The organism is Mesorhizobium sp. M2A.F.Ca.ET.042.01.1.1, assembly GCF_003997405.1.
GTDB lineage: Bacteria > Pseudomonadota > Alphaproteobacteria > Rhizobiales > Rhizobiaceae > Mesorhizobium.
Map to the genome: position 1 here is coordinate 1 of NZ_RZRX01000203.1, position 12081 is coordinate 12081.

Below are 12081 nucleotides of genomic sequence, written 5' to 3' on the forward strand. Positions count from 1 at the left end.
AGATTCCAGAGGCGCCCGGAAGAGTCAAGCAGAGTCAGAAGGAATTTATTCCTTCGTCTTTACCCTGAAAGCGCACGGCCGGCCGGCTCATTTGCCTCCAAAGCCGCGAAAGCCTATATGCCGGGATCAAAGGACGTTTCATGGCCCGCATCTACAAGACCCGCACCTGGCACGATCAGCTCTCGCCGTCGATGGACGAGCTGGAGCTTATGGCGCTGGAGGCCTATGCCCATCTGCCGGACGAGTTCCGCCAGCTCACCGGCGAGATCGTCATCCAGATCGCCGAATTCCCGACCGACGAGATCATGGACGACCTGTCGCTGGAGACGCCCTTCGACCTGCTCGGCCTGTTCGAGGGGCGCGGCATCGCCGAGCGCTGGAACCCGCAGACCGGCGAGGGCCCGAACCGCGTCACGCTCTATCGCCGCGCCATCCTCGATTACTGGGCCGAGAACGAGGAGACGCTGGGCGACATCGTCACCCATGTGCTGATCCACGAGATCGGCCACCATTTCGGCCTGTCGGACGACGACATGGAGCGGATCGAGGAGGCCGCCGAGCAGGCGGCGGCGGGGTAGTGCACCTCGTCATCCTAGGGCGAAGCAAGGAGCGAAGCGACGCGCGTAGACCCTAGGATCCATGCCGTTCCATCAACACCAAGCTCGCGGTGAAGAACGGAACGCATACCCCCCGACACCGCAAATATCCGTTCTGACCCGCTGCGCTTTTCGGCTCAGGTAACGGCATGGATCCTAGGGTCTGCGCTCCGCTTCGCGTCGCTCCGCCCTAGGATGACGAAGTGGAAGGGTCGCAGCGCTCTACCAGTCGCTGAGCTTGGTGTCGGCTGTGTATTCCTGGCCTTCGACATCCTTCACCACGGCCTGGCCGCAGCGCATCGACTTGGTCTTCTTGTCATAGGCATAGGTCGGCGAGCCGAACAGGTGCCAGCCCTTGTTCAGCGCAGCGGTGACCTTGTGGCAGAAGGTGGAGTCGTCCGGACCGGACAGAAAGCGGTAGAGTTTCATGTTTCGTCTCTGATCGTGATTGTCTCAGCCCATGCATGTCGTTTCCCAAAAACCGGCCGCGCACTTTTGGGCGACATGCATCGGCCCTGCGCATCATGCGCCGATGATCGCGGCCTTCGCCAGAAGTTTCTCGGCTTGCGCCAGATGCAGCCGCTCGACCATGCGGCCGTCCAGCGCGATGACCCCCTTGCCGGCATTTTCAGGCCGCGCGAACGCGTCCCGGATCGCACGGGCCTCGGCAAGCGCTTCGGGCGCCGGCGAGAAGGCGCGGTTCGCCGGCTCGATCTGGGCCGGGTGGATCAGCGACTTGCCGTCGAAGCCCATGGCCGCCCCCTCGGCGCATTCGCGGGCAAAAGCGTCGAGGTCGCGGAAATCATTGGCGACGCCGTCGATCACGTCGAGGCCGCCGGCCCGCGCCGCCAGCACCAGCTGCATCAGCCAGGGTACCAGATAGCGCCGGTCGGGCGTCGCCAGAATGCCGCTCGCCTTCACCAGGTCGTTCGTTCCGGCCACGAAACAAGCCAACCTCGAAGCCGGATCGCGGCCGAGCTCGGCGATGGCGCCGATATTGAGCAGCGCTTTCGGCGTCTCCACCATCGCCCATAGTCTCACGCTGTCCGGCGCGAAATTGTCGTCGAGCAGGTCGCCGGCCTCCAGGATGTCGCGCGGCGTGCCGATCTTGGGAAGGAGAATGCCGTCGGGCTCGGCCTTGGCGACAGCCAGAAGATCGTCGGTGCCCCATTCGCTGGCTAAAGCGTTGATGCGCACCACCATCTCGCAGCGTTTTTCGCGCCCGGCAAGAATGCCAGCGACCTTGTCGCGCGCGGCCTTCTTGTCGGCTGGCAGGACGGCGTCCTCCAGATCGATGATGATGGCATCGCAGGCGAGCGAGGCGATCTTGGTGAGCGCCTTGTCGTTCGACGCGGGAATGTAGAGCACCGAGCGGCGCGGGCGGTAGGTGTCGACGGTCATGAGCGATCTATGCCGGGTGGAGAGGGATGAGGCAAGGCGGAGGTTAATCTCCCCCCTTTAGGGGGAGATGTCGCCGCAGGCGACAGAGGGGGTCGTCGCGCATGGAGCGCCGGCGTTCTGCGCGGCAAGAAATGAGGTCGGCCCTTTACGCGCAAGGACCCCCTCTGACCGCTTCGCGGCCATCTCCCCCTCGAGGGGGGAGAGGGCGACCTGCCTGCACCAAATCTGCAAATCCTTGCGGAAAACCTCCTCCAATCCGCCGCGCGCTTTCCGCACCGGCCAGCGAAACCGGGATCATGCAAACGCCACACACATCCCGCTGGTCCCTGCCGCGCCGGCTCCGCGACGAAAGCTGGTGGCTCGTCGAGCCGCAAAGACTGCGCGTCGCGGCGGACGTCCTGCTTTTCGCCCCGAGGTCGCTTCCCATGCGAGCGGACATGCTTAGGTCGCTCCGGCGATGAGGCTCTTTGCCAAACTTGCCGCAATGGGCTCTGTCCAGGCATGCGCGGATGCCCGAGCGCCTTGCGGTCTCATGGCCTTGTCCCGGCACAGCTCCGGACCGAAAACAATTTCGCACTTTTCCTTGGATTTGCTCTAATCCTGCCGTCACCCAAGCTTACCCGCCGGGCTATCGACCGATGCCGCACAACATACTCGTCGCCGACGACGACCCGCATATCCGCGAGATCATCTGCTTCGCGCTGGAAAAGGCCGGCATGAGGACGGCCGCCGTCGCCGACGGCGCCGCAGCGCTCCAGGCAGTCGAGCGGCGCGCGCCCGACCTCATCGTGCTCGACATCGGCATGCCGGAGATGGACGGGCTGGAGGTCTGCCGGCGGCTCAGGCAGAAATCCGACGTGCCGGTGCTGTTCCTGTCCGCGCGCGATGAGGAAATCGACCGCATCCTCGGGCTGGAAATGGGCGGCGACGACTATGTGACCAAGCCGTTCAGCCCGCGCGAGCTGATCGCCCGCGTCAATGTCATCCTGCGGCGCGCGCGCCCAATGCCGGTCGAGGAAGAAGCGGACGAGCGGGAATTCGCGCATGGCAAGCTGATGCTTGTCCCGGCAAGCCATGCGGCGAGCTTCGACGGCAAGCCGCTCACCTTGACGGCGATCGAGTTCGCGATCCTGAAGGGCTTCCTCGCCCGCCCGCTTCACGTGCTTGGCCGCGACGCGGTGATGGCCAATGCCTATGCCTCGAACATCCATGTCTCGGAGCGCACGGTCGACAGCCACATCCGCAATGTGCGGGCCAAGCTGGCGGCGGTCGGCTGCGCCGATGCAATCGCGACGGTGCATGGCGTCGGCTTCCGGCTCGGCCGATGCGGTGGTTGAGCAAGGAAAGGTGGCGGCCGCGGCTCGCCACCGTCGTCATCGCCATCCTGATCGTGGTCATGGCGCTGCCGCTGGTCGGCCTGTTCTTCTTCCGGCTCTATGAGAACCAGCTGATCCGGCAGACCGAGGGCGAACTGATCGCGCAAGGGGCGGTCGTCGCGGCCGTCTATGCAAAGGAGCTGCGCGCCGCCGGCATTTCCCAGGACAGGCTGGGTTCGCCGATCTCGGCCGATCCGGCGCGGGACAACAACTATCCCTATGAACCGATCGAGCCACGCCTCGATCTCGCCTCGGACGACGTAATGCCGATGCGGCCGGCGGCGACTCCGGCCGCCGCCGATCCCGCTTTCGCGGCGATCGGCGCAAAGCTCTCCGGCATTCTCGACGAAACGCAGAAGACGACGCTCGCCGGCTTCCGCCTGCTCGACCCGCGCGGCGTGGTGATTGCCGGCGGCGACGAGATCGGTCAGTCGCTCAGCGGGGTCGAGGAGGTGCGGGTCGCGCTTTCCGGCGCCTATGCCAGCGAGCTCAGGCTGCGCATCCCCGACCAGCCGCCGCCGCCGCTTTATTCGGTGAGCCGCGGCACCAGGGTGCGCGTCTTCGTTGCCATGCCGGTCGAGCTCGACGGCCGGGTCGCGGGCGTCGTCTACCTGTCGCGGACGCCGAACAACATCGTCAAGCATCTCTATGGCGAGCGCGGCAAGGTGACGTTGGCGGCCATCGCCATACTCGGCGGCACGCTGCTGATCGCGCTGGTGTTCATCCGCACCGTCAGCCGGCCGATCTATGCGCTGATCGAGCGGACGAAACGCATCGCCGCCGGCGATCGCGACGCGATCAGGCCGCTCGCCCATCACGGCACGCGCGAGATGGCGGCGCTATCGACGGCCTTCCTCGACATGGCGACCAAGCTGCAGGCGCGCTCCGACTCCATCCAGACCTTCGCCACCCATGTCTCGCATGAACTGAAATCGCCGCTGACGGCGATCCAGGGCGCGGCCGAGCTGCTGAGGGATTCCGGCGGCGCGATGGACGAGGCCGAGCGCAAGCGTTTCTCCAACAACATCGTCACCGATGCCGGGCGGCTCAATCTCTTGGTGCGCCGGCTGCTCGACCTGGCGCGCGCCGAAAACCTGGAGCCGAGCGGCGAAAGCACGACGCTTGACGGCGCGCTGGCGCTGCTGCCGATCGACACCAGGCTGGAGACGCGGCTCGAAGGCGGCGGCGATATCAGGCTCGGCATCTCGGCCGAGAATCTCGGCATCGTGCTCGCCAACCTCATCGACAATTCGGCGAGGCACGGCGCCCGGCAGGTGGCGATCCATGCTTCCGCCGATGGCGAACGCGCGTCGATACAGGTCGGCGACGATGGCAACGGCATCTCGGCCGCCAACCGGGCCAAAATCTTCGAGCCGTTCTTCACCACGCGGCGCGAGACCGGCGGCACCGGCGTGGGGCTCGGCATCGTGCTGGCCCTCCTAAAAGCGCATGATGGCACGATCAGGCTGGTTGACTCCGAGCGCGGCACGCGCTTCGAGATCAATCTGCCGGTCGTCTGAGAACCGGGGTGGCTTGCTACGCAATTCCGTACGGAAAACCGCTACACACTTTTCCTGGAATTGCTCTGATCGGAGAAAAAAGTGCGCTACGACATCGTCATCATCGGCGGAGCCATCGTCGGGTCCTCGGTAGCCTATCATTTGCGGGAGGAAGGCTTTACGGGCTCCATCGCTCTGGTCGAACGCGACCCGCAATTCTCGCATGCGGCGACGACCTTGTCCTGCGCCTCGATCCGCCAGCAATTCTCCATCCCTGAAAACATCCGCCTGTCGCAGTTCACGCTGAAGCTGTTCCGGCGGCTGAAGGAGACGTTCGGCGCCGATGCCGATATCGGATTCCGCGAGGGCGGCTATCTCATCCTTGCCGGTGAGGCCGGGCTGCCGATCCTCAAGGCCAATCACGAGACGCAGGTCGCCGAGGGGGCCGATATCCTGCTCGAGGACGCCGGGCAGCTGGCGCGCCGCTTCCCATGGCTGTCGGTCGACGGCATTTCCGCCGGCGCCTATGGCCGCAGCGGCGAGGGCTGGTTCGACGCGCATGCGCTGCTGACGCTGTTCCGCAAGGCGCTGCGCGACAGGAAGATCGATTTCATCACGGCTTCCGCCACCGGCATCAAGCGCGAGGGCAACCGCGTCACCGCTGTGTCGCTCGACAATGGCGAGACGCTCGAAGCCGGCATCGTCGTCAACGCCGCCGGGCCGAACGCCGGCAAGGTCGCGGCATTCGCCGGGCTCGAGCTGCCGGTCGAGCCGCGCAAGCGCAATGTCTTCGTCTTCGAGGCGCGCGAGAAATATGCAGACATGCCGCTGCTGGTCGATCCGTCCGGCATCTATGTGCGGCCGGAAGGTTCGGTCTACCTCACCGGCGGCGCCGAGCCGGAGGAAGGCGACGTCGCGCCCGATCCCAAGGATTTCGACGTCAACTGGCCGCTGTTCGAAGAGGTGATCTGGCCGGTTCTGGCCACCCGCATCCCGGCTTTCGAGGCGATCAAGCCGACGCGCGCCTGGGTCGGACATTACGACTACAACACGCTCGACCAGAACGGGGTGATCGGGCCGCATCCGGAGGTCGCAAACTTCCTGTTCGCCAACGGTTTTTCCGGCCACGGCCTGCAGCAGGCGCCGGCGGTCGGCAAGTCGATCGCGGAGCTTGTCATGCATGGCGGGTATCGCACGATCGACTGCACGGCGTTCGGCTATGAGCGGGTGGCGGAAGGACGGGCATTCAGGGAGCTGAATGTGATTTGAGTCGCTCGCGGTTTCTTGGACGCTGGTACGAGGCCCCCCTCTCTGTCCTGCCGGACATCTCCCCCCTCAAGGGGGGAGATCGGCAGTTTCGGCGACGGCGCTTTTCCTGCAACGCCGGAGATTGGCGAAAGCCGGCGTGACATCTGATCTCCCCCCTTGAGGGGGAGATGCCCGGCAGGGCAGAGAGGGGGGCGAAGGATCGCGGCGTCTGTTTTCATGTCGCCCGCCAAGATACCCCTGCAGCCAGCCAAGCACGCGCGCCCAGCCTTCGGCATGTTCCGCCGCGGCGTCCGGGAATCCCGCGAATCCGCCGTGGCAGATGGTGAGCCGCGTGCCGCCAGTGATGGGCTCAAGCAGATAAGCCACGGTCGTTTCCTTACGGCCGAGCGCCGGATGGTCCCAGTCGTAGCGCCGTGTCTGCACGATGCGGCGCGGCATCTCGATCTCAAGAAACTCGCCGCTGGCGGGTAGGCGTCGGGCGTCGGCCGTCTCCACGAGAACGCGCCAGCTTCCACCGACGCGAAGATCGGCGTTCCATCCGTCATACGATAGGTTTCGGGCGAACCCCACCAGCGCTCGACCTCCCGGGTGACCAGTGCGGCGATGACCTCGTCCGGCGCGACGGGAAGGTCGACCGAAGCCATCACCGTGTCGGCATTCGCCATGGCTTGCGGGAAGGACAGTTGCAGCATCGCATGCACCCCCAGCGAAATTGTCTCGTATCCGAAACGAAGGTCAGCCCTTAGAGGGCGGGCGCTCGAAACCCTTGCCGGTTTCAAGCAGGCTCTTGAGGCTCGCCAGCACCAGCGGCCAGCCCTTGGAGACGTTGGCGATCAGCCTGTGCGGGCCGTCGGCCTCGTGCACGACGGCGAGCTTCATCAATTCGCCGTCCGGCTCGATGGTGAAGGTGCAGCGCGTGTAGCCGTCTTCCTTCATCTCCGGCAGCCATTCATTGCGCCATTTGATCACCAGGCGTTTCGGCGGGTCGACCTCGAGAATCTCGCCGGAATCGGCGACGCGCCCGTCGGGGAAGATCAGTTTCCAGCTCGATCCGACCTTCCAGTCGCTCTCCTGGTGGGAGCAGAGGAAGAACTGCCGGTTGAATTCCGGATCGGTCAGTGCCTGCCAGAGTTTCTCAGGCGTGGTGCGGATATAGGTGACATAGACGAAGCTGTTCTCGCTCACGGCTCTTCCCTTTCAAGGCGTTGCTTCAGGTCGCTCAATGCGTTGAGCCGATGGCGCTCGAACTTGCCGATCCAGCGCTCGGCGATCTCGTTGATCGGAACGGGGTTGAGGTAGTGCTCCTTCTCGCGGCCGCGGCGCATGGTGGTAACGAGGTTCGCCTCCTCGAGGATCGCCAGGTGCTTGGTCACCGCCTGGCGCGTCATATCCATGTGCTCGCAGAGCGCGTTCAGCGTCTGCCCGTTCCTTGCATGGAGGCTATCCAGCAATTGCCGGCGGGTCGGGTCGGCCAAAGCGCGAAAGACGGCATCCATGCTCATGGCTCTAATATGCAACCATTTGGTTGCATGTCAAGCGGTGAGGCGCAAAAAGATCGGGTGCCGGGCTGCGCGGACCGGCGCCATCAGCTTGCGGGAGCGTCAGCGCTTGCGGGAGAACCAGAAGGCGTCGGTCATGCGCGTCATGCCGATGCGCTCGTAGAAGCCGACGGCGTCGGGCATCGAGATCAGGCTGATGGCGACCGAAGGGCCGAGATGGCGGCGCGCCTCGTCCATCAGGCCCTTGCCGATGCCGAGCCCTTGCGCCGAGGCGGACACGGCGAGCTCGGAAATATAGCAGACCCAGGAGAAGTCGGTGACGCCGCGCGCGACGCCGACAAGCGGCTTGCCTTCTTTGTCGAGGCGCGCGGTCAACACTAGGTTGGCATTGTCGAGCATCCTCTTCAGGCGGGCCTCGTCGTCGATCGGGCGCGTTTCGCCGAGGCCGGATTCGACCAACACGCGGCGGAACTCGGCGACATCGAGCGTGGGCTCGCTTGCATAAAGGACTTTGGAAGGATCGGCCATGGCCGCAGACTGCACCAGCCGGCCACGATTTCGAAGGCGTTTCTTGACGCGCGTTATGATACAATGGCAGCGGCCCGTAACTCAGGGGAAGAGCGTCAGTCCTGCGCTGGAGGCCCCCGGCCGAGACGGGGCGGGTCCGCTGCTAAATGCCGCCATTGGCGCAAAGGCCGTGCACGAACAGTTGCCTTTCATTTGCCGCCGGCTTTGTGTAAACCGTCCCGCAAAATTCGCCGCAAGCCAAGAAGACGGGCAGGTACCCATGGATAAATTCACCAAGCTCACCGGCGTCGCCGCGCCAATGCCGATCGTCAATGTCGACACCGACATGATCATCCCGAAGGATTATCTCAAGACGATCAAGCGCACCGGGCTCGGCACCGGCCTGTTCGCCGAGATGCGCTACAATGAGGACGGTTCGGAGAACCCGGATTTCGTGCTCAACAAGCCGGCCTACCGCAAGGCGCAGATCCTGGTCGCCGGCGACAATTTCGGCTGCGGCTCGAGCCGCGAGCATGCGCCCTGGGCGCTGCTCGATTTCGGCATCCGTTGCGTGATCTCGACCTCTTTCGCCGACATTTTCTACAACAACTGCTTCAAGAACGGCATCCTGCCGATCACGGTCAGCCCGGAAGACCTCGATAAGCTGATGGACGACGCCTCGCGCGGCTCCAACGCGACGCTGTCGATCGATCTCGAGGCCAAGGAAATCCGCGGGCCGGACGGCGGCGTGGTCAAATTCGACCTCGACGACTTCAAGCGCCATTGCCTGCTCAACGGCCTGGACGATATCGGCCTCACGATGGAGAAGGCCGGCGCCATCGCATCCTTCGAGAAGCGGAACGCCGAGCAGCGCCCCTGGGCCTGACATTCTGAACGTAGTGGCCCGGCCGTTCGCGGCCGGGTTCGTGGCGACTGAATGGAGGGGACAGTCATGACACGCTCGCTTCTGGCCGCTTCGGTGGCAATCCTTCTCGCCACAATCGGCACCCACGCGCAGACCACGGTGCCCGCCACGTCCGACCAGCCGGCTGCCGATCAAGGCACGGCCGACCAGGGCAGCGACCAGGCTGCGTCGGAGGACGACAAGCAGGCGCCGATCCCCTTCGAGGGCGGGCAGCTCACCATCACGCAGCCGGAGCAGGACGGCGAGAAGGTGCTGTCCTATGACGGCAAGCAGCTGGCCAGCAATTACGACGTCTTCTTCGACAAGATCGTCAAGATCGGCGACGTCAACGTCGCGCTGGTCGATGTCGGCGACGGCGGCAATCAATGCGGCCCGGCCAAGGTCATCGTCTGGAAGAAGGACGGCGAGATTGAGACCACCACGGTCGAGCAGGACGAATGCGGCGCGCCGCCGGCCGCCGTCTCCGACAGCGCCATCTATTTCGTGCCCTACCTTTTGCCAGGCGATTCCAAGCCGGCGCTGCAATGGTCGCCCACGGAAGGGCTGACGACCTCCGGCAACCTGACCTACACGCCGGAGCCCGGCACCGACTGGAAAGATGTCGACCCGTCGAAATACGACAACATCATCGACGCCTTCCACAATGAGGCGGTCTACAAGGCCGGCCAGGTGCTGCTGGGCAACGACATGCCCGACATGGCGACCAGCCTGCTGGTCGGCGGCGGCACCGAAAAGACGGCATCAGGCGCCTTCTACGCCACCGGCTGCGTGCCGCATGACTGCGGCGGCAATGACGGCTTCATGGCTGTCGACCCGGCCAAGCAGAAGGTCTATTTCGCCCGCCGAGGCGACAATGGCGAGCCGCAGGCCTGGCCGCCGGTCAAGGATTGGCCGGCGGATATCGAGAAGGCCTATGAGGATGCGCAGGGGTCGGGGAATTAAGGGGCGGTAGGGCACGGCGATCGCGACTTCGTCATCCACGGGCGGAGCGACGCGTAGCGGCGCGCAGACCCGAGGATCCATGCCGTGACCGCTGCCGTAGAGTGCAATGGAGCAGAATTCTGCACCGCTGGGCGGGGCTTCGAGGTAACGGCATGGATTCCAGGGTCTGCGCGCGTCGCTTCGCTCCTTGCTTCGCCCTGGAATGACGAGGGGAGGGACGGCTGCAGCTAATCTCCGAGGCTGGTGATTGCCTTCGTGACAATGTTCCGCCGAGGCTTGGCTCACGACCAGCAGCGCCTCTTTTGCTAGATGCAGGTCGAGACAACCAACGCGAGGCTTCCATGCGCAAGCTCATCTCCACCGGCTCACCCTTCGAGAAGACCGCCGGCTATTCGCGGGCGGTGGTGCAGGGCGACTGGTGCTTCGTCTCCGGCACGACCGGCTACGACTATGCCACCATGATCATGCCCGACACGGTCGAGGTGCAGACGCGCAACTGCCTCGCCACCATCGCCAAGGCGCTGGCCGATGGCGGCTTCGACATGGCCGATGTGGTGCGGGCGCATTACTACATCACCGACCAGGCTTATGTTGACGTGGTCTTCCCGATCCTCGGCGAGGCGTTCGGCGACATCCGTCCGGCGGCGACGATGATCGTGTGCCAGCTCAACAAGCCGGAGATGAAGATCGAGATCGAGGTGACGGCGCTCAGGCGCACTGCATAGGTGGCCGGCGCCGCAAATTCGGAGGGCTGCCGGACACGCAAAGGCAAGGAGCGGCTCATGGTGAAGGTCAGGCGCATCGTCGCCAATATCGAAAGCCCCGACATTGCGGCGGCCAAGCTCTTCTACCAGGACGTGCTCGGGCTTGATGTCCTGATGGACCAAGGCTGGATCCGCACTTGCGGCTCGGCCGAGACCATGACGGTGCAGGTGAGCTTCATGGCCGAGGGCGGGTCGGGCACGCCGGTGCCGGACCTGTCGATCGAGGTCGACGATGTCGACGCAGCGCTCGATGCCATGGAGGCCGCTGGCTTCGCCGTCGAATACGGCCCGGCCGACGAGCCCTGGGGCGTGCGGCGGTTTTACGTGCGCGATCCGTTCGGGCGGCTGGTGAATATTTTGGCGCATCGGTAGGCGCTGTTCCAGCTTGGTTTCCTCGCCCCCATGAAATGGGGGAGAGGTGGCTCGGCGAAGCCGAGACGGAGAGGGGGAGCGCCCTACGAAGGCCCCCTCTCCGTCCGCTTCGCGGACACCTCTCCCCCGCTTTGCGGGGGCGAGGAAACAAAGCTTCGAGAGGTCCCCTTGCGCCGCGCCCGCTTGGCGTTTAGCAAAAGCCGCGATTTCTCCAAACTCTCACCGGACGGTTCTCCATGGCTTCGAAAAATCTCTTCCTGCTCGCCGGCGACGGCATCGGCCCCGAGGCGATGGCCGAGGTGAAGAAGCTGATCAAGGCCATGAACGACAAGCTCGGCAGCGGCTTCGCCACCGACGAGGGCCTGGTCGGCGGCTGCGCCTACGACGCGCATGGCGCGGCGATCTCCGACGCCGACATGGCCAAGGCGATGGCGGCGGACGCGGTGCTGTTCGGCGCTGTCGGCGGCCCGAAATGGGATGCGGTGCCTTACGAGGTGCGCCCCGAGGCCGGCCTGCTGCGCCTGCGCAAGGACATGGAGCTGTTCGCCAATCTCAGGCCCGCGATCTGCTATCCGGCGCTGGCGGCATCCTCCTCGCTCAAGCAGGAGGTGGTAGAGGGCCTCGACATCCTCATCGTGCGCGAGCTCACCGGCGGCGTCTATTTCGGCGAGCCGAAGCAGATCATCGATCTCGGCAACGGCCAGAAGCGCGGCATCGACACCCAGGTCTACGACACGTTCGAAATCGAGCGCATCTCCGGCGTCGCCTTCGAGTTGGCGCGGACGCGCCGGAATCACGTCACCTCGATGGAAAAGCGCAACGTTATGAAGTCGGGCGTTTTGTGGAACGAAGTCGTCTCCCAGACGCACAAGGCGCGCTATTCCGACGTCAAGCTCGACCATATGCTGGCCGACGCCGGCGGCATGCAGCT

The 12081-nt window shown here is 64.8% G+C and carries 15 protein-coding genes; 9 read left to right on the forward strand and 6 right to left on the reverse strand.

Annotated elements, in window-relative coordinates; translation table 11 throughout:
* Positions 1 to 140 precede the first annotated feature (140 nt).
* The gene (locus tag EOA23_RS25220) at positions 141 to 578 is read left to right on the forward strand and encodes a metallopeptidase family protein (RefSeq protein WP_042645389.1); all 438 of its coding nucleotides are present in this window, start codon (positions 141 to 143) and stop codon (positions 576 to 578) included.
* 240 nt (positions 579 to 818) lie between these two features.
* Here the strand turns inward: EOA23_RS25220 and EOA23_RS25225 are convergent, their stop codons facing one another.
* Positions 819 to 1025 (reverse strand): DUF1737 domain-containing protein, encoded by a 207-nt coding sequence (locus EOA23_RS25225; protein ID WP_095820644.1) that lies wholly within the window; start codon positions 1023 to 1025, stop codon positions 819 to 821.
* A 93-nt stretch (positions 1026 to 1118) separates the two neighbouring features.
* Positions 1119 to 1997, reverse strand: a complete 879-nt coding sequence (locus EOA23_RS25230; RefSeq protein ID WP_127306143.1) for a CoA ester lyase — start codon at positions 1995 to 1997, stop codon at positions 1119 to 1121.
* Positions 1998 to 2635: 638 nt separating this feature from the next.
* On the opposite strand from EOA23_RS25230, the gene EOA23_RS25235 reads away from it, so the two are divergent.
* The 3 genes from EOA23_RS25235 to EOA23_RS25245 all read left to right on the forward strand — a co-directional run bounded on the left by EOA23_RS25235 (position 2636) and on the right by EOA23_RS25245 (position 6141).
* Entirely contained in the window at positions 2636 to 3334 is a 699-nt protein-coding gene (locus EOA23_RS25235; RefSeq protein ID WP_127306144.1) for a response regulator transcription factor, read from the forward strand.
* Positions 3322 to 4893 carry a HAMP domain-containing sensor histidine kinase gene (locus EOA23_RS25240; protein WP_127306145.1) on the forward strand — a complete coding sequence of 524 codons (1572 nt, stop codon included), beginning with the start codon at positions 3322 to 3324 and terminating at the stop codon, positions 4891 to 4893. The genes EOA23_RS25235 and EOA23_RS25240 overlap by 13 nt, the downstream gene beginning before the upstream one ends.
* Before the next feature lie 81 nt (positions 4894 to 4974).
* A complete protein-coding gene (locus EOA23_RS25245; RefSeq protein ID WP_127306146.1) occupies positions 4975 to 6141 on the forward strand; it encodes an FAD-binding oxidoreductase in 1167 nt (388 codons plus the stop codon).
* A gap of 66 nt (positions 6142 to 6207) precedes the next feature.
* On the opposite strand, the gene EOA23_RS36610 is transcribed toward EOA23_RS25245, so the two are convergent.
* The 4 genes from EOA23_RS36610 to EOA23_RS25270 form a co-directional block, all read right to left on the reverse strand.
* Entirely contained in the window at positions 6208 to 6636 is a 429-nt protein-coding gene (locus EOA23_RS36610) for an SRPBCC domain-containing protein (protein WP_245474342.1), read from the reverse strand.
* A gap of 240 nt (positions 6637 to 6876) precedes the next feature.
* Positions 6877 to 7326: an SRPBCC family protein gene (locus EOA23_RS25260; RefSeq protein WP_127306147.1), complete on the reverse strand. Its 450-nt coding sequence runs from the start codon at positions 7324 to 7326 to the stop codon at positions 6877 to 6879.
* On the reverse strand, positions 7323 to 7643 hold the full coding sequence (locus tag EOA23_RS25265) for a metalloregulator ArsR/SmtB family transcription factor (protein WP_040987974.1): 321 nt from the start codon (positions 7641 to 7643) through the stop codon (positions 7323 to 7325). The genes EOA23_RS25260 and EOA23_RS25265 overlap by 4 nt, the downstream gene beginning before the upstream one ends.
* Positions 7644 to 7742: 99 nt before the next feature.
* A complete protein-coding gene (locus EOA23_RS25270; protein ID WP_127306148.1) occupies positions 7743 to 8168 on the reverse strand; it encodes a GNAT family N-acetyltransferase in 426 nt (141 codons plus the stop codon).
* Between the two features lie 259 nt (positions 8169 to 8427).
* Here EOA23_RS25270 and leuD point away from each other — a divergent pair, with 259 nt between their 5' ends.
* The 5 genes from leuD to EOA23_RS25295 all read left to right on the forward strand — a co-directional run.
* Complete coding sequence (gene leuD / locus EOA23_RS25275) at positions 8428 to 9033, forward strand: 3-isopropylmalate dehydratase small subunit (RefSeq protein ID WP_040987979.1); 606 nt, start codon at positions 8428 to 8430, stop codon at positions 9031 to 9033.
* A 66-nt stretch (positions 9034 to 9099) separates the two neighbouring features.
* Positions 9100 to 10014 carry a hypothetical protein gene (locus tag EOA23_RS25280; RefSeq protein ID WP_127306149.1) on the forward strand — a complete coding sequence of 305 codons (915 nt, stop codon included), beginning with the start codon at positions 9100 to 9102 and terminating at the stop codon, positions 10012 to 10014.
* A gap of 341 nt (positions 10015 to 10355) precedes the next feature.
* Entirely contained in the window at positions 10356 to 10739 is a 384-nt protein-coding gene (locus tag EOA23_RS25285; RefSeq protein ID WP_127306150.1) for a RidA family protein, read from the forward strand.
* A gap of 60 nt (positions 10740 to 10799) precedes the next feature.
* Positions 10800 to 11150, forward strand: a complete 351-nt coding sequence (locus tag EOA23_RS25290) for a VOC family protein (protein ID WP_127306152.1) — start codon at positions 10800 to 10802, stop codon at positions 11148 to 11150.
* Positions 11151 to 11386: 236 nt separating this feature from the next.
* On the forward strand, positions 11387 to 12081 hold a 695-nt coding region (locus EOA23_RS25295), incomplete at its 3' end, for an isocitrate/isopropylmalate family dehydrogenase (protein WP_245474343.1).

What these genes read in the sequence shown, in the direction of transcription:
- EOA23_RS25270 (WP_127306148.1), bottom strand. Translation starts at nt 8,168, where the DNA reads ATGGCCGATCCTTCCAAAGTCCTTTATGCAAGCGAGCCCACGCTCGAT.
- EOA23_RS25235 (WP_127306144.1), top strand. Translation starts at nt 2,636, where the DNA reads ATGCCGCACAACATACTCGTCGCCGACGACGACCCGCATATCCGCGAG.
- EOA23_RS25280 (WP_127306149.1), top strand. Translation starts at nt 9,100, where the DNA reads ATGACACGCTCGCTTCTGGCCGCTTCGGTGGCAATCCTTCTCGCCACA.
- leuD (WP_040987979.1), top strand. Translation starts at nt 8,428, where the DNA reads ATGGATAAATTCACCAAGCTCACCGGCGTCGCCGCGCCAATGCCGATC.
- EOA23_RS25230 (WP_127306143.1), bottom strand. Translation starts at nt 1,997, where the DNA reads ATGACCGTCGACACCTACCGCCCGCGCCGCTCGGTGCTCTACATTCCC.
- EOA23_RS25265 (WP_040987974.1), bottom strand. Translation starts at nt 7,643, where the DNA reads ATGAGCATGGATGCCGTCTTTCGCGCTTTGGCCGACCCGACCCGCCGG.
- EOA23_RS25220 (WP_042645389.1), top strand. Translation starts at nt 141, where the DNA reads ATGGCCCGCATCTACAAGACCCGCACCTGGCACGATCAGCTCTCGCCG.
- EOA23_RS25285 (WP_127306150.1), top strand. Translation starts at nt 10,356, where the DNA reads ATGCGCAAGCTCATCTCCACCGGCTCACCCTTCGAGAAGACCGCCGGC.
- EOA23_RS25240 (WP_127306145.1), top strand. Translation starts at nt 3,322, where the DNA reads ATGCGGTGGTTGAGCAAGGAAAGGTGGCGGCCGCGGCTCGCCACCGTC.
- EOA23_RS25225 (WP_095820644.1), bottom strand. Translation starts at nt 1,025, where the DNA reads ATGAAACTCTACCGCTTTCTGTCCGGTCCGGACGACTCCACCTTCTGC.